This is a genomic window from Gluconobacter aidae (assembly GCF_009547075.1).
Taxonomy (GTDB): Bacteria; Pseudomonadota; Alphaproteobacteria; order Acetobacterales; family Acetobacteraceae; genus Gluconobacter; species Gluconobacter aidae.
This window is the reverse complement of record NZ_WIPH01000016.1, coordinates 1-15,714: the sequence shown is the minus strand read 5'-3', so window position 1 is coordinate 15,714 and position 15,714 is coordinate 1. Positions and strand designations below refer to the sequence as shown.

At 60.7% G+C, this 15,714-nt stretch carries 14 protein-coding genes; 12 read left to right on the top strand and 2 right to left on the bottom strand.

Annotation, left to right across the window (positions count from 1 at the left end):
* Positions 1 to 158 precede the first annotated feature (158 nt).
* From mlaD to GFJ39_RS08355, 6 genes are read left to right on the top strand one after another with little or no spacing between them, the layout of a single operon-like run.
* Positions 159 to 683 carry an outer membrane lipid asymmetry maintenance protein MlaD gene (gene mlaD / locus GFJ39_RS08380; RefSeq protein WP_153430913.1) on the top strand — a complete coding sequence of 175 codons (525 nt, stop codon included), beginning with the start codon at positions 159 to 161 and terminating at the stop codon, positions 681 to 683.
* Between the two features lie 3 nt (positions 684 to 686).
* Complete coding sequence (locus GFJ39_RS08375) at positions 687 to 929, top strand: hypothetical protein (protein WP_153430912.1); 243 nt, start codon at positions 687 to 689, stop codon at positions 927 to 929.
* On the top strand, positions 926 to 1,615 hold the full coding sequence (locus tag GFJ39_RS08370; protein WP_228391858.1) for a DUF2155 domain-containing protein: 690 nt from the start codon (positions 926 to 928) through the stop codon (positions 1,613 to 1,615). The genes GFJ39_RS08375 and GFJ39_RS08370 overlap by 4 nt, the downstream gene beginning before the upstream one ends.
* 48 nt (positions 1,616 to 1,663) lie before the next feature.
* Positions 1,664 to 2,386: a trehalose-phosphatase gene (gene otsB / locus GFJ39_RS08365; RefSeq protein WP_153430911.1), complete on the top strand. Its 723-nt coding sequence runs from the start codon at positions 1,664 to 1,666 to the stop codon at positions 2,384 to 2,386.
* Positions 2,374 to 3,717, top strand: coding sequence for an alpha,alpha-trehalose-phosphate synthase (UDP-forming) (locus GFJ39_RS08360; protein ID WP_153430910.1), 1,344 nt, complete (start codon positions 2,374 to 2,376; stop codon positions 3,715 to 3,717). The genes otsB and GFJ39_RS08360 overlap by 13 nt, the downstream gene beginning before the upstream one ends.
* A complete protein-coding gene (locus tag GFJ39_RS08355) occupies positions 3,708 to 4,223 on the top strand; it encodes a disulfide bond formation protein B (RefSeq protein WP_325062886.1) in 516 nt (171 codons plus the stop codon). The genes GFJ39_RS08360 and GFJ39_RS08355 overlap by 10 nt, the downstream gene beginning before the upstream one ends.
* A gap of 9 nt (positions 4,224 to 4,232) precedes the next feature.
* On the opposite strand, the gene GFJ39_RS08350 is transcribed toward GFJ39_RS08355, so the two are convergent.
* Entirely contained in the window at positions 4,233 to 4,409 is a 177-nt protein-coding gene (locus GFJ39_RS08350) for a DUF1328 domain-containing protein (RefSeq protein WP_024717175.1), read from the bottom strand.
* A 192-nt stretch (positions 4,410 to 4,601) separates the two neighbouring features.
* Between GFJ39_RS08350 and GFJ39_RS08345 the strand changes: the two genes are divergently transcribed.
* Complete coding sequence (locus GFJ39_RS08345) at positions 4,602 to 6,635, top strand: NAD(+) synthase (protein ID WP_153430909.1); 2,034 nt, start codon at positions 4,602 to 4,604, stop codon at positions 6,633 to 6,635.
* A 92-nt stretch (positions 6,636 to 6,727) separates the two neighbouring features.
* Complete coding sequence (locus GFJ39_RS08340; RefSeq protein WP_153430908.1) at positions 6,728 to 8,119, top strand: NAD-dependent succinate-semialdehyde dehydrogenase; 1,392 nt, start codon at positions 6,728 to 6,730, stop codon at positions 8,117 to 8,119.
* 116 nt (positions 8,120 to 8,235) lie between these two features.
* Here the strand turns inward: GFJ39_RS08340 and GFJ39_RS08335 are convergent, their stop codons facing one another.
* A complete protein-coding gene (locus tag GFJ39_RS08335; protein WP_228391857.1) occupies positions 8,236 to 10,503 on the bottom strand; it encodes a glycosyltransferase in 2,268 nt (755 codons plus the stop codon).
* A gap of 258 nt (positions 10,504 to 10,761) precedes the next feature.
* On the opposite strand from GFJ39_RS08335, the gene GFJ39_RS14220 reads away from it, so the two are divergent.
* The 4 genes from GFJ39_RS14220 to GFJ39_RS08320 all read left to right on the top strand — a co-directional run.
* A complete protein-coding gene (locus tag GFJ39_RS14220) occupies positions 10,762 to 11,064 on the top strand; it encodes a hypothetical protein (RefSeq protein WP_228391856.1) in 303 nt (100 codons plus the stop codon).
* A gap of 8 nt (positions 11,065 to 11,072) precedes the next feature.
* On the top strand, positions 11,073 to 11,336 hold the full coding sequence (locus GFJ39_RS08330) for a hypothetical protein (protein WP_153430907.1): 264 nt from the start codon (positions 11,073 to 11,075) through the stop codon (positions 11,334 to 11,336).
* A 187-nt stretch (positions 11,337 to 11,523) separates the two neighbouring features.
* On the top strand, positions 11,524 to 12,903 hold the full coding sequence (locus tag GFJ39_RS08325; RefSeq protein ID WP_153430906.1) for a beta strand repeat-containing protein: 1,380 nt from the start codon (positions 11,524 to 11,526) through the stop codon (positions 12,901 to 12,903).
* A 116-nt stretch (positions 12,904 to 13,019) separates the two neighbouring features.
* The coding region (locus GFJ39_RS08320) for a glycosyltransferase (RefSeq protein ID WP_153430905.1) at positions 13,020 to 15,714 on the top strand (2,695 nt) is incomplete at its 3' end.

Below are 15,714 nucleotides of genomic sequence, written 5' to 3'. Positions count from 1 at the left end.
GAAAAGGGTCTTCGGAAGGCCGCTAATGGGTGGGAACATGGGGATATGGGGGATAACATTTTTCCGGGGTCCGCCGGGGGACGATTTCTGTAGGAGGATTGGACGCGCGAAGCGGAGTCGGGTAGTGCTGGAACGATGATTTTCACGAGGGTATCGTCATGAGCGCTGTCACGGTCCGCCATGACCGGCTGGAGCTTCTGGCCGGGTTCGCAGTCCTGGCCTGTCTTGCGGCTCTTCTGGTCGCGGCAATGGTCGGGCACCATCAGAGCGATGACGGGGGCTACCCTGTCCATGCGTCCTTCAGCCAGATCGACGGCCTGACGGTCGGTTCCGATGTGCGGCTTGCGGGCATTACCGTGGGGCATGTGACCGGCGCCGTGGTCGATCCCAAGAGTTTTCAGGCCCAGGTAACCTTTACGCTTGCCCCCGATGTAAAGCTGCCAACGGATTCCGCTGCGATCGTGACGTCTGACAGTCTGCTGGGCGGAAAATATATCGCGTTGTCGCCGGGTGGAGCGGATTCGGTGGTGAAGCCGGGCGGTGTCATGACCGAGACGCAGGGCTCCATCAGTCTGGAGCAGCTTCTGAGCAAGTTCATTTTCTCCGTGACGGATTCGCTGCAGAAGAGCCAGAAGGCCGCTGCGGGAAAGCCTGCGGCGGGTAGTCTTGCGGATGAGCCCTGAGACATGACGGATGCGCAGAAAAGTGCGTTTCTGTGGGTCGACCACGAGGGCAATCCTGTGTCCTGTGTGGAGAAGGTCCAGATCCTGCGGGAAAACGATGCCGAGCTGCGTCAGGCCCTTCAGGATGCATTTGATGATGGGGTTCTGATGGGTGTTGCGCCTCAGGCGATGATGCAGACGTTTCAGGCCATGCTGTCCGATCTGAAGAGCCCTTTGCAGGGTGAGGCTCAGGAGAAAGAGTCATGATGACACTCTGGTCGGACCGGGTTCTGTGGTGCGGGGCTGCCGGAATGATTCTGCTGGGCGGGATTTCGGGCGCGTGGGCCGCGACAGGTGTGGCGCCTCCGGCGATGTATCCGGCTGCGACCTGGCAGGGGCAGTCGCAGGCCGTGGTGCGTGTGCTGGACCGGCTGGACGCCCATCTGGAGCTTCTCACGATTCCCGTGGGCGGGAGCGCGACCTATCACGGTCTTTCCGTGGGTGTCGAAGCCTGTGTCAGCCGGCCGCAGACGCTGGCAGCGGATGCCGGAGCCCTGCTGCATCTGAAGGACAGCAGCGATCCGCAGCGTCCGCCTTTCGATGGCTGGATGCTGGCTCAGGAACCTTCTGTCGCAACTTATGGCAGCCCTTTGTATGATGTGCGCGTTGTCTCCTGCGCGGGAGCGCCGACGGCACCTCAGGCGGGGCCTCTGCCTGAGGTGAAGGCGCCCGTGCTCGCCAGTGCGGAGGTTCCGGTGGAAGAAGGCGGCGATGCTCCGGCATCCCAGCCCGGTTCTGCCTCAGGCGGTCCTGTACCGCTTGCTCCGGACAGTCATAATCCCATTCCGCTCGCGCCTCCCAGCGGTGCGGCGCCGTCCCTTGCTCCGGCCATGCCAGCGCAGCCTTCGGGGCAGCCCCTGTCACCTCCCGAGGCTGATCCCGGCCTCGAATAAGGTGGGATGGGGCGGAATGACCCAGAAACAGGAAGAAATGACAGCTTCATGATTCAGGTTCCCTTTCCCCCGTCCCGGGCAGCTCTGCTGCTTGATTTCGATGGAACGCTTGTCGACATCGCGCCTACCCCGGAAAGCGTCCGGGTGCCGGAAGGGCTCGCCGCGGATCTGGTGCGTCTTCGGGACATGCTCGATGGCGCGCTTGCGATCATTACCGGCCGGCCCATCGCACAGATCGATCATTTCCTGCCGGATATTCCCCATGCCGTGGCCGGCGAGCACGGCGTGATGATGCGTCACGCGCCCGGTCAGGCGTTACGGGAGCGGGAACTGCCCGTTGTGCCCGGGGAATGGGTGCGGGCTGTTGAAAAGGCCGCGGCAGATCATCCGGGCGCCAGTGTTGAACACAAAAAAGCTGGAATGGTGCTGCATTACCGTCGTGCGCCTGAGGCTGAAGCCGCTTTTCGGGCGCTGGCGTCGGCCTGGCCCGCAGAAAGTCACGGCTTTCATCTCCAGGATGCCCAGATGGCCATCGAACTCCGGCCAGTGGGGATCGACAAGGGCAAGGCGTTGCGGGAGCTGATGGCGGAACCGCCTTTTGAGGGGCGGCTTCCGGTTTTTGCGGGTGACGACGTCACGGACCGCGACGGGGTGAGGGCTGCGCGCCAGATGGGGGGCGCAGGCTGGCTCATTCCCGATGATTTTCCAGATGCGGCCACGTTCCGGCGCTGGCTGCATGATCTGTCGGAGGGACGCGGATGGGGCGCCTGATCATTGTTTCCAACCGGACGCCTGCCCCTGGGGAGCGGACGCAGCCTGCCGGAGGGCTGACGGTTGGTCTGTATGATGCGGTACAGACGCAGGAGACCCTGTGGTTCGGGTGGTCGGGCCATCAGCATGCGGATGCGGCCGACCGGCCTGTCCAGAGCGAGCAGGTGGGGAACGTCAATTACGTGACGTTCGACCTGACCCAGAGGCAGTATGACCGGTTCTATCTGAACTTTTCCAACGGTGTCCTGTGGCCTCTGTGCCATTACAGGACCAACCTGATCCGCTACACCCGTGAGGACTGTGACGCCTATTATGAGGCGAACGAGGTCTTCGCGGATCGTCTGGTCGGGCTTCTGGAGCCGGATGATACGGTCTGGATCCATGACTATCACCTGTTTCCGCTGGGCAAGATGCTGCGGGACCGGGGCGTGACGGGGCGGATCGGGTTCTTCCTGCATATTCCGTTTCCGCCCTGGAGCGTGGCGCGTCTGCTGCCCAGGCTCGACATGCTGCTGACCGGACTGGCGGCCTGTGATCTGATCGGGGTGCAGACGCCGGAAGACGAGGCCAATCTCAGCGGATGTTTCAGGGCCTATGGGCTGAAGGTGGCGGTCGAGGCCGTGCCGATCGGGATTGATCCTGTCAGTTTCCGCCAGCAGGCGATTGAAAGCGCCGCCTCCGACGAGGTGGTGAAGATCATGGATACGCTGGAGGGAACGCGCCTGATCATGGGGGTGGACCGGCTGGATTATTCCAAGGGTCTGCCGGAGCGGATGAAAGGATTCGAGGCTCTGCTGAAGAACTACCCCGAGCATCGGGGGCAGGTGACGTTTCTTCAGGTCACACCGGTGTCCCGGGGGGGGGTGGAGAGCTATCGTCTGCTCAAGGAAGAGCTGGACGGGCTGGTCGGGACGATCAACGGTGCCTACGGTACGCCGGACTGGGTGCCGATCCGGTACACGACCTGGCCGATCGGACGCGATATTCTGGCCGGGCTGTACCGGATGGCGGATGTGGGGTTTGTCACGCCGCTGAGGGATGGCATGAATCTCGTCGCCAAGGAGTTCATCGCGGCTCAGGACGAGGAGGATCCAGGCGTGCTGGTGCTGTCGCGCTTTGCGGGGGCGGCTCCGGAAATGCCCGAGGCGCTTCTGATCAATCCGCTGGACGCGGAAGGGATGGCCGATGCGCTTCATATCGGCCTGACCATGGACGTGCAGGCCCGTCATGCGGCATGGTCCGCGATGTATGACGAGGTTTCCCGCAATACGGCGGGGAGCTGGTCCAAGCAGTTTCTTGATAGTCTGGAGGCGATCCGTCCGTGTCACTGAACAGAACATACCGCCCCGTTTCAACGTCTGCGCTGGGTGGTCTGTATGTTCTGGCGGGACTGGTGGCGCTCGGGGTCGTCTGGTTTGCCGAGCACTGGCTGAAGCTTGCGCCCTGTGAGCTGTGCCTGTGGGAAAGGCGCCCTTGGTGGGTGCTGATCGGGCTCGGGATCATCACGATCGTGCTGCCGAAGCGCTATGCCCGGTATGGGGTTTTCTTCGGGCTTCTGTGCCTGATGACCAGTATCGGGCTGGCGGTGCTGCATGCGGGTGTGGAGCACAGGTTCTGGCCCAGCCCGGCGCCGGAATGCAGGGCCCCGGTCTTTCACGGGGGCAACTTCAAGGACTGGATGTCGGCGATGCCCGCACGGCCGAACAAACCGTGTGATTCGCCGGATTACCTGTTCGGTCTGCCCGTCTCCATGACGGAACTGGGTGGTCTGTATGCGGTTGTGGTGTTCGTGGTAGCTCTGATCGGGAGCTTCCGCATGGGCCGCTCCCGACGTTGAGGGGTGGGATCAGAGGCGCGTGCCGCGTCCGCGCCCGAAGACGAGGCTGATAATCAGCAGCACCAGGAAGATGAAGAAAAGGATCTTGCCGATATAGGCAAAATCTGCCGAAATTCCGCCAAAGCCCAGCACCGCGGCACATAAGGCGAGGATAAGGAAGGCAATGGTCCAGCGTAGCAGGTCCATGGGACTGTCTCCTTTGTCAGTAGCACCCTCTGAGGGAGAGGCGGGGTGTGAAAAGGCTGAACGGCGGCGGAGTGAACAGGTTCATTTTCGCAACATCCGTTTTATGCGGGGGCTGTGCCTGGGAAGCCCTTTGTCGATATTTCCATGGGTCGGATTCCTGTGTTCGGACATCCTGCCTGCCGGAGGACCAACATGACCCTGTTCCGTTCCCTGTATCACCAGGGGTTCGCCCGGATCGCGGCCTGTACGCTGCCGGTGACGCTTGCCGATCCGCTGAAGAATGGCGAGCGGGTTCTGGGGGTTCTGCGCGATTGTGACCGGCAGGGCGTAGCGGCGGTGGTGTTTCCGGAACTGGGGCTGACGGGCTACACGCTGGATGATCTGCGGTTTCAGGATGTGGTGCTCGACGGGGCGGTCGAGGCGCTCCGGCAGGTTGTCGCGGGGTCTCGGGAACTGCTGTCCGTCGCGGTTGTGGGGCTGCCACTGGTGCGGGGGGATCTGCTTTATAACTGTGCGGCGGCCGTGCATCGCGGACGGGTTCTGGGTGTGGTGCCGAAATCGCATCTGCCGCGCTACCGGGAATTCTACGAGCCACGGTATTTCACGTCCGGGCTTCAGACGTCCGGGACGATCCGGCTGTTTGGTGAAGAGGTGCCGTTCGGGACGGATCTTCTGTTCCAGGCCGAGGATATGCGCGGGCTGACGCTGGGCGTGGAGATCTGTGAGGATCTGTGGGTGGCGTCTCCGCCAAGCGGGAAGCTGGCGGAGGCGGGGGCGACGGTCATTCTCAATCCGTCCGCGTCGCCTGTGACGATCGGGCGGACGGATGACCGGTCGCTTCTGTGTCAGGCGCAGTCCATGCGGACGCTGACGGCCTATACCTATGCGGCGGCGGGCGAAGGGGAGTCCACGACCGATTTGGCCTGGGACGGGCAGGTCTCGATCCATGAGGCCGGGCGGCTTCTGGCCCAGTCGGACCGTTTTCCGCAGGGCGAGCGTCTGGTCGTGGCGGATGTGGATCTGGATCTTCTGCGGCAGGAGCGGATGCGGACGGGCCAGTTCGGGCAGCCGGGCCAAGCGTTCCGGACCGTTGGGTTCACGCTTGCGCCGCCCATGACGGATCTGGGGCTGAAGCGGGAGGTCGTGCGGTTTCCGTTCGTGCCGTCCGATGCGCGGACGCTGGCGCGGGACTGCTATGAAGGCTGGACCATTCAGGTCAGCGCCCTGCGTCGCCGTTTGCAGGCGAGCGGGGCGCGGCGGGCTGTGATCGGCGTTTCAGGCGGCCTGGACAGTACGCTGGCGCTCCTTGTAGCGGTGCGGGCGGCGGATGAGCTTGGCTGGCCGCGGACGCATGTTCTCGCCTACACCATGCCCGGTTTTGCGACGGGAACGGAGAGCCGCTCGCTGGCTCATGCGCTCATGGAGGCGCTGGGCGTTGAGGTGAACGAACTGGATATCCGGCCGACGGCTCAGACGATGCTGGCGGGGATCGGCCATCCTTTCGCCGGGGGGCAGCCTGTTCATGACATTACGTTCGAGAACGTGCAGGCGGGTCTGCGGACGGATTTCCTGTTCAGGATCGCCAACTACCGCAACGGGATCGTCATCGGGACGGGGGATCTGTCGGAACTGGCGCTGGGCTGGTGTACCTATGGCGTGGGGGACCAGATGTCCCATTACAACGTCAATGCCGGGATGCCGAAGACGCTGATCCAGCACGTTATCCGCTGGCTGGCGCGTGAGGGAAAACTGGGTGAGGGCGTGAGGCCGGTTCTGGAACGGATCGTCAGCGCTGAGATCACACCGGAACTTGTGCCCGATATGGGACAGGGCGTTCAGAGTACGGAACAGACGATCGGGCCGTATCCGCTTCAGGATTTCACACTTTATCATATTCTGCGTCACGGCTTCAGACCGTCACGGATCGCGTTCCTGGCGGAGGTGGCCTGGAGCGACGCATCCCGCGGAACATGGCCCGAGCATTATCCGCAGGACCGGAAGATTGCCTACGATCTGGGCGAGATCAGGCACTGGCTGGAGGTGTTTCTGCGGCGGTTTTTCGGGACAAGCCAGTTCAAACGCTCGGCCATGCCCAATGGTCCGAAGCTGGTTGCCGGTGGGTCTCTCTCCCCACGGGGCGATTGGCGGGCGCCGTCCGATGGCATGGCAACGGCATGGCTTGCGGAACTTTGTGATAATGTACCTAAAACGAACACACATTCGTGAAGTTTTGATGTGCAGGAGGGTGGGGGGTTTTGTCTGGCCGTATCCGTGCCAATATGTTGGAAACCCGCCACCACATAGGAACATGACTCGTCATGGCTTACGCTACGATCAACCCTTATACCGGTGAGACGCTCAAGACCTTCCCGGATGCAACCGACCAGGAAGTCCAGACCGCGCTGACGGAAGCCTATGATGCGTTCAAGAGCTGGCGTCATGCGCCGTTCGCCGAGCGCGCAAAGATCATGACGGCAGCCGCGAACATCCTTCGCCGTGATATCGACAAGTATTCCAGGCTTCTGACGCTTGAGATGGGCAAGATCTATGCCGAGGCCAAGGCCGAGACGATCCTGTCCGCCGAGATCTTCGAATATTACGCCAAGAACGCCGAAGATCTGCTGAAGGCCGAGAAGCTGCCGGTTGCGGATCCGAAAGAAGGCGAGGCCGTCCTGATCCACCAGCCGCAGGGCATCGTGTTCGCGATCGAGCCGTGGAACTTCCCGTTCTACCAGATTGCCCGCATCATTGCGCCGCAGCTTTCCGCCGGTAACACGGTCATTCTCAAGCACGCTTCCAACGTGCCGCAGTGTGCTGCCGCGTTCGATGACCTGATGAAGGAAGCCGGTCTGCCGAAGGGTGGGTTCCGCAATCTGTATGCTGCCCGTCATCACACCGAGACGATCCTCAAGGATCCGCGCGTCTGTGGCGTGGCGCTCACGGGGTCCGAAGGGGCAGGCGCCGTTGTTGCAGGCATTGCCGCACAGGCGCTGAAGAAGTCCACGATGGAACTGGGTGGTTCTGACGCATTCCTCGTTCTGGACGACGCGGATCTGGAAAAGACCGCGAAGTGGGCTGCTTTCGGCCGTCACTGGAATGCCGGTCAGGTCTGCGTTTCCGCCAAGCGTCTTATCGTGGCGGATGCCGTGTATGACCGCTTTCTGGAGCTTTACAAGGCTGAAGTCGCCAAGCTGATCCCGGGCGATCCGATGGACCCGAAGACCACGCTGGCGCCGCTGTCCTCGCAGAAGGCGGCGGACGATCTGAAGGCTCAGGTCGAGGAAGCCAAGAAGCATGGTGCGGTTGTGGAGGCCATTGGCCCGTCCGTGCCGGCGAAGGGCGCTTTCTTCCAGCCGCTGCTGATGACCAATCTGCACGAGAACAATGAAGCCCGTCTGTGGGAGTTCTTTGGCCCGGTGACGCAGCTCTATCGTGCCAAGGACGATGCGGATGCCATCCGTATTGCCAATGACTCGCCGTTCGGTCTGGGTGGTTCGGTCTTTACGAAGGACACGAAGCGCGGCGTGAAGGTTGCCGAGCAGATCTATACGGGCATGGTCTATATCAACCATCCGACGATGGTGAAGGCTGATCTGCCGTTCGGTGGTGTGGCCCGTTCGGGTTATGGCCGTGAGCTGATCGGTCTGGGCATCAAGGAATTCGTCAATCACAAGCTGATCGACGTCGTTGATATCGATGCACCGTTCTGATTGAGGCGTATCGGGCTTCTTTGTGAAGCCCGGTTCGACCTTTTCAGGCCATGAAAAACCCGCTTCCGGATCTGTCCGGAAGCGGGTTTTTTCTTGGACGGTCTGGGAAAGAGGTCTCAGCTTTTCCGGGGTTTGGCCCGTTCGGCGCTAAGGCGGATCCAGGGGTGTCTGGCCTGAACAAATGCCACGACGTGGGCCTTGTGGGCTTCCTTTTCGGTCGAGGCGTTCGTCATGGATGTCTCATGCTGGCGGTAATCGGCCAGGATCCGCGGGACGTGATGGCCGGGGAGGCCGCGTTCCGCCAGTGAGCACCACAGATCGAAATCCTCCCAGCCCATTGCTTCACGTGAAACATAGTAGCCACCCACGGCGGCCCAGGCCCATTTGGTGACCATGGCCATCGCATCGATGCGGTTTCCGGAAACGAGGGAAAGCGGGTTGAACGGCAGGTCTCCCAGGAGTTCTGGCGCGCCGGGCTGATGGTGGATGTCGGCACTCATATCCATCAGGACAGGGCCGTTTTCGTTGAAGCAGGCGATGAGCGGATAGGCATAGGCTGTGCCGTCATCCATGGAGGCCAGAAGTGTTTCGCAGGCTTCGGGGCGCAGGGTATTGTCGGCGTCCAGTTGCATGACATGGACAGTTTCGGCTGCATCCATTCCGATATTCCGTGCGCCGCCCAGTCCTGCGTTTGTCATGGATTGGCGCAGGATCAGGCGGTTGAAGCGGTCGCAATGCCGTTCCATCCACGTGCGGGCCAGAACAACCGAGCCGTCGGAGGACCCATCATCCACGACAATCAGATCCAGAATGGGGAGGGTCTGTGCTGCGACGGATTCCAGCGCGTCGAGGAGATGCGCCTCATAATTATAGGACGTGATGACGACGGTGACGGACGCTTCTCCCAGCGCGTCATGATGGAAAAGGGTACGGCTGGCCGGGATGACGGGAAGGGCGGAGGGAGCGAGACGGTCTCTGGCGAGACGTGTTTCCCCGGCAAGGGCTGCGGCTTCGTCTCCGGACATGGACGTCAGGGCGAGCTTCATGCGCCGGGCCTGCGCCTGTGGGCCGAAGGGCCACAGGACGGAATGATAGGCGTCCCGTGCCATGCGGACGCGGCGTTCCGGATTGTCGATCAGTGCGACCAGGGCGTCGTACCAGTCCGTTGGACTGTCAGCCAGAAATCCTGTTTCGCCGTGGCGGATGACGCGCTGGAACGGTCCGGTCGGTGAGGCGACTGTCGCCGCGCCGGAGAGGGCGGCCTCGAAGAACTTGATCTCGCTTTTGGCTTCACAGAAGACGTTTCCCGTCTCCAGGGGAGCGATAGAGATGTCGAAGCGTGCGAACTCGTCCTGCAGTTCTTCAAGGGGAACCATGTCACGCCATTCGATCTGGCCCTGCACGGGGATCAGGCTGGGAAATTCTTCCATCAGCAGAACCGGGCGATGGGTGACGGGCTCGCGGAACAGGACGAGACGTGCTTCGGGACGCTGGCGCAGGACTTCCGCGATGGTGGGACAGATGGGGGCGAAGTCTCGCTGATGGGTCCGGGAGCCTGTGGCGTAACCGATCCGGACCAGGCCGTCGCCGGCGTTGACGCAGCCGGGCTCGCCACGCATGCGCAGCGCCATGCGCGCCCGTTTCAGGGAGAGTGTGTCATAGACGTTTGGAAGCAGGTGAACGACGGGACGCAGGCTGTGCATGGCGAAGAGTAGCTCGGCGGTGGTCGTCGATCCCTGATCGCAGCGCAGGAAGGTGCGGCGCATTTCCGAGAAGCAGCGTTCGATCCGCTCTTCCGTGGCGCCAATCGAACGGATGCCGTCGATCATGTCCACGCGGGCATAATGGGGAACGAAGACAATATCGTCCGCATCGAAGACGGTCAGTACGTTTTCCGCTTCAGCGAGATCGAAAATCGTACTGACATGGCCACTGTATTCGACGCGCCAGAATACCATGACGTCCGCCCAGTGGATGTCGTCGTAACTGACTGCGGCGCAGGACTGGACCCTGGCGTCGAAGCCGGCATCCCGTGCGGCTGCGGCATTCCGGTAGCAACGGTATAGAACGCCAGGCGTGTCGGGTTCTCCCGCGACGAACAGCACACGGCGTACGAAGAAAGGTACAGGCTTTGCTCCTGCCTCTGCCTCTGCCTCTGCCTCTGGGGCCGTGACCGGAGAGAATGGGGCGCTGTTCTCGTCCGGATCGGTTTTCTCCTGAACCGGGGGGAGGGAACGGGGAGGACAAAGAATGCGTTTGAGGCGGCGGCCAGCCCGGAACCAGAGCGGAGGTATCGAAACCGCGTCAGGAACCGGCGGTTTGGAATGGGGAGAGGCGATCGGTGGCGGTTCTGTCTGCTCGGGCGGTCGTGTCCGGCGCGGCAAAGGCGTAGTCCTTGCGGAGAGCATCCGCAGAGAGACCCGGAGTTCCTGGATGGTCTGTGTTTTTTCGAGTGATGTCTTCTGTATCGTTTGTACCCGGGATCTCAGAAGGTGGGTTTTCCGACTGTCATCAAGCAGCAGCCTGATATTGCGACGGAGGGTGAGGCTTTCTGGTGTTTCAGATATCAGGAATCCCAGAAAGGGTGAATCGCCTGCGTCAATCAGGGCGCTTTCGGGGGTCAAGGTGACGGACCCTGCGGGATGACTGGGGCCGATCTGGAGAACTGGCCGAGCAGAAGGGCTGTGCGTCGAAACTTCGGTAATGTGGTACAGCAGCGGCAGGCAGGTTCCGTCGTTCCGGCCGCTGGGGGGAACGATCCGGATATCGCTGTGGGGAAAATGTATTTCCAGCATTGTGCGAAGTGCAGGACGTATCTGGGCCTCAAGGCGAGGAGCGCATTCGATCCGGCCGCCGGAAAGCTCTCTTTCCCCGGCCAGGATTATAGCCAGCCAGACAGTCAAAAAAATGTGATCCTGAGGATGAGAGAAGGTTTCGGCCTCTGACTTTCCGGATGCCAGCAGAAGCGCAAGCTGTGCCAGATGATGATCAGCCCCTGGAAACGACAGTGAAGCGGGGTTGGAGAAATTCACAGATGAACCTGTCAGGATTGATGGGCGTGTTAAGGGCGGCTTGTTTCGCGAAAAATGTAGTCCGGTCTGCGGCAGTATTCCCGATATTTATTTCTCATAAAGTTAACATTAACGAAAAATTTTTGTCTGAAAGCTTTTTGTTAAAAGCGCTGGATGGCCTGCTCTTTTTCTCTGTCGCAACATGAAACGCGAAATTCTTTGTCGGGACGGCTTTATTAAACCCTTAAATAAGAGATAACGGAACTCTGTATCATGCGCAAAGTTAATTGCTTTTGATAGTCTTGCTCTGATATATGCGAGACTCGTCGCTCGATCACTTGGGTGGTCCGAGGGCCGCCGGTGCGAGGCAACCTTTTTTAGGAGTGCATGGTAATGGCTGGCATTACTACAGTAGTTGGCGCCTCCGGACAGACCTTTGTGGTCACGGTCAGTGGAGGACAGACCCAATTGATGGCGCAGCAGTATCAGACTGCTGTTTCCACCCTCCACACGAGTGGTGGGCTTGCTTCTTACGATCTGGTTCCGGGCATTAATGGCGCTACGGGTACTACGACGGGTCAGGGTCTGATCAGCCAGGGTGGTGATTACACCGTTTCTGGCGGTACCACACAGTATATCGCTGTTGGCAGCTATTCCACGACCGGTGAAGACTCTCTGAATTCTGCTGTCAGCCTGGATCTCTCTGGCAGCACGGTCAAGAACGTCAGTGTTCTTGCTGGTGACTTCGCCGGTGTGTCCGTGACGGCCGGTAACCAGGACGGCACCTTCATTGGCGGCGTTGGCAACAACACGTTCAATGGCGCCAATTCCACCGGGAACTGGACCATCGCCACAGGTGACGGCAACGACACCGTGACGGGCACCAATGGTAACGACACCATCAGCACGGGTGACGGCAATAATCTCATCAAGCTGGGAAGCGGTACGAATGTTGTCCGTTCCGAAGGTCAGGACACCATCGACGGCACGACTGGTACCGACACTGTCACGCTGCTCGGTGGCAGTTCCATGGTTACGCTGGGCGCAGACGCAACGGTTTACAACAAGACGTCGCACAACACCGTTTCGGGTGGCAACAACAGTTTCATCACGGGCGGCAGTTCCAGCACCTATTTCTCAACCGGTGCGCTCAGTACGGTTTCGGGCGGTCTGAACGACACCATCTCGGCTTCCGCCGATCTCTGGCAGATCCGCGGCACGGGCAACTCGATCACTGCTTCGGGGGCGCTGACGTTCCTGAACGGGACGGGTGCGACGACCGTTTCCGCCGGGACGTCCACGCTGTTTGGTGCTTCGGGTCTGGACCTGATGCTGGTCGGTGGCTCCGCAAGCTCCACCAATCTGTTCGTTGGTAACGAGGGCGACGAGACCGTTTCGGCGGCGTCTTCCAATGGCACGCTGCATGCCTTCGCGGGGACGGGCGACGAGACCATCATCGGTGGTTCCTCTGCCGATACGCTGGTTGGCGGTTCGGGCGCGGCTACTCTTACGGGTGGTTCGGGCGCGGCAAACCTGTTCGCGCTGATCAAGGGTTCTGCGGGCGGTGACTACACGATCACCGACTTCGGAAGCGCAGCCGGTAACCTGATGGCTCTGTACAAGTACGGCCTTGAGAACAACAATGGTCTGGCAAGTGTTCTGTCGAATGCTACGGTTGCTGGTGGTAACACCACGATCGAGCTTTCCGACAACTCGAAGATCACGTTCGTTGGTATCACCGACCTGAACGCTTCTAACTTTACCCTGAGCTAATGATGGCATCTGTCTTCGGACAGGCCGGCATTGTTCAGGAAGGCCGGATCCGGAAGGGTCCGGCCTTTCGTGTTTCTGAAGTACTTTTTTATCTCCTTTTGTGAAAGCCTGACAGAATGCGGGACGACCCGCGCGAAATCCTGACTGAAAGCTATCGCAGCGCTGCCCGCCTGAATGGTTTGAGAGCTGAACATCTACAGAAGGAAAACCAGAAGCTTCGGCTTCAGTTGTCCCTGATTCAGATGTCCCTGTCCTGGCGTGTGACGCTTCCGCTGCGTGCTGTCCGGGCTCTGATGTTTGGCAGACTGCTTTCTGGCCGACCTGTGAGTGAGCTTCCGGGACGGTTTCTGCGTCTTTGGAGGCGGGACGGGCTGCTGGGGATCAGGAAAGCCGTTATTCACCGTATCTCCCGCCTGAAGCGGATCCATGGAGGCCGGAAGAAGGTGGTTCCCGGTGATACGGATCTTCCTCATCCTTACAGTGCTCCTTCCACATTTGGAACCGTGAGACTGAAACCGCAGATTCTCATCATTGCGGAACTCAGCCTTAAGCAGTGTGCCAAGTATCGTGTCTGGCAGAAGCGGGATTTCCTGAAGACGCTGGGCTGGTCGGTTCACGTGGTGGACTGGCGGGATCTTGCCGAAGCCCAGTCTGCCCTTCAGCTTTGCACGCATGTCATTTTCTATCGGGTTCCGGGCTTCGACGATGTCATGAAGCTGGTGCGGGAAGCGCATCGGCTGGGACTGGCTCCGCGCTGGGAAGTGGATGACCTCATCTTCGATGAAGGGGAGTATCGGCAGAACGGGAATATCGACACGCTTCCGGCGGCCGAGCGTGATCTCCTGCTCTCGGGGGTGGCGTTGTTCCGCCGGTGTATGCTGGCCTGTGGTCGGGGCATTGCCTCGACGGCGGCTCTTGCGGGCGCCATGCGAGAGGCGGGGCTGACGGATGTCGCTGTTCTGGAAAATGCCCTGGACGAACAGACGCTTGGAATTGCAGAAGCTCTTCCTGCTCCTGTGCCATCAGGTCGGATCTGGATTTCGTATGGGTCGGGAACCAATACTCATGATGCCGATTTCAGGCAGGCCGAGGCGGGACTGCTGGCAGCGATGGATGAAGAACCCCGGCTTTGCCTGAGGGTTATCGGGCAGTTGCAGCTGTCTTCGGCTTTCAACCGGTTCGGGGACCGGATTGAGCGTCTTACGGAGCTGACTTATCCGGAATATCTGAAGGCCCTGTCCCAGACGGATATCGCGATTGCTCCGCTGGAAAAGACGCTGTTCAACGACTGTAAAAGCAACATCAAGTTTCTTGAGGCGGCCATTGTCCGGGTCGCCGCCATCTGTTCTCCCAGTGCCGCGTTCCTGACAGTTGTGCGCGACGGGAAGAACGGCCTCCTTGCCGCGGATACCGCAGCATGGCGGAACGGATTCCTGACCCTGGCGCGGGATGGGGATTACCGGAAACGTCTGGCGGAAACGGCTTATAAGGACGTGATGGCGCGGTATGCGCCCGAGGCGATGGCGCAGACACAGGCCCGGGCGTTGTTTGGTCTTCCGTCCCGTCGGGAAGCGGAAGGCCTCAGGGTCCTGATGGCGAATGTCTATTTCGCGCCACGCTCTTTTGGCGGTGCCACGATTGTGGCCGAGGAGATGGGGCGTCGGCTGGTCCGGCAAGGGGCTCAGGTCAGCGTCATGACGTCCAGACCACCGGCTGTGGATATTCCTGATGGGGACGTCCGTTACGACGTGGATGGCATGATGGTCTTTGCTTCCGTGCTGTCTGACGGTCTGGACGGGGTGGGGCATCTGGATAATCCGGCAATGGCTTCCCGGTTTGCGGAGGTGCTTGAAGCCTGTCAGCCGGATGTCGTGCATGTTCATGCTGCGCAGGGGCTGGGAACGGGGATCCTGCGGATCTGTCAGGAGAGGGGGATTCCTTACGTCCTCACGCTGCACGATGCCTGGTGGCTTTGCGAGCGGCAGTTCATGGTCCGGGGAGACGGACGGTACTGTTTCCAGACGACCATTGACCCTGCGGTCTGTCAGGTCTGTGTGCCGGGTGTGCGGCATCTTGCGGATCGGGCTGTCGTAATGCGGCAGGCCCTGGCGGGTGCGGCCCTTCTGATCAGTCCGTCGCAGGCACATCGAGAGCTTTATCTTGCGAACGGGATTGCGCCTGAACGGATCGTGGTCAATCGCAACGGTTTCTGCTGGCCGAAACGTGCGCGCAGGCCGCGGCTTCCCGGAACGCCGCTGCGATTTGGATTTGTTGGCGGGACGGAAGCTGTCAAGGGATATGGTCTGCTGAAAGAGGCCATGCAGTCCCTGTCGCGGAGTGACTGGGAGCTTGTCGTTGTCGATAACAAGCTCAACCTCGGGTTTCAGTCGATCTTTCCGGAGGACTGGACCGTTCGTGGGACGCTCCGGGTTGTGCCGGCCTATACACAGGCCGGACTCGATGACTTCTATGACCAGATCGATGTTCTGCTGTTTCCGTCGCAGTGGAAGGAAAGCTACGGCCTGACGGTGCGGGAAGCGCTGGCGCGGGATGTCTGGGTCGTCACGACGTCTCCGGGGGGGCAATCAGAAGACGTTGTGGACGGGGTAAACGGGACGTGGCTGCCGCTGGATGGTAAACCACAGACGCTTGTTCAGGCTGTCTCCGCGCTTCTGGATGCGCCGGAACGCTTTGAGGGGTACGTCAATCCGTGCAAGGAGCAGCTTGCGACATACGACATGCAGGCGGAAGAACTGTACGGCTTCCTGAAGCAGGCCGCAGGGCCGTCTAGAGCGGTTCCACTGAACCTTG

Coding starts and splice junctions, on each gene's coding strand:
- mlaD (WP_153430913.1), top strand. CDS start 159: ATGAGCGCTGTCACGGTCCGCCATGACCGGCTGGAGCTTCTGGCCGGG.
- GFJ39_RS08375 (WP_153430912.1), top strand. CDS start 687: ATGACGGATGCGCAGAAAAGTGCGTTTCTGTGGGTCGACCACGAGGGC.
- GFJ39_RS08370 (WP_228391858.1), top strand. CDS start 926: ATGATGACACTCTGGTCGGACCGGGTTCTGTGGTGCGGGGCTGCCGGA.
- otsB (WP_153430911.1), top strand. CDS start 1,664: ATGATTCAGGTTCCCTTTCCCCCGTCCCGGGCAGCTCTGCTGCTTGAT.
- GFJ39_RS08360 (WP_153430910.1), top strand. CDS start 2,374: ATGGGGCGCCTGATCATTGTTTCCAACCGGACGCCTGCCCCTGGGGAG.
- GFJ39_RS08350 (WP_024717175.1), bottom strand. CDS start 4,409: ATGGACCTGCTACGCTGGACCATTGCCTTCCTTATCCTCGCCTTATGT.
- GFJ39_RS08345 (WP_153430909.1), top strand. CDS start 4,602: ATGACCCTGTTCCGTTCCCTGTATCACCAGGGGTTCGCCCGGATCGCG.
- GFJ39_RS08340 (WP_153430908.1), top strand. CDS start 6,728: ATGGCTTACGCTACGATCAACCCTTATACCGGTGAGACGCTCAAGACC.
- GFJ39_RS14220 (WP_228391856.1), top strand. CDS start 10,762: ATGACTGGGGCCGATCTGGAGAACTGGCCGAGCAGAAGGGCTGTGCGT.
- GFJ39_RS08330 (WP_153430907.1), top strand. CDS start 11,073: ATGCCAGCAGAAGCGCAAGCTGTGCCAGATGATGATCAGCCCCTGGAA.
- GFJ39_RS08325 (WP_153430906.1), top strand. CDS start 11,524: ATGGCTGGCATTACTACAGTAGTTGGCGCCTCCGGACAGACCTTTGTG.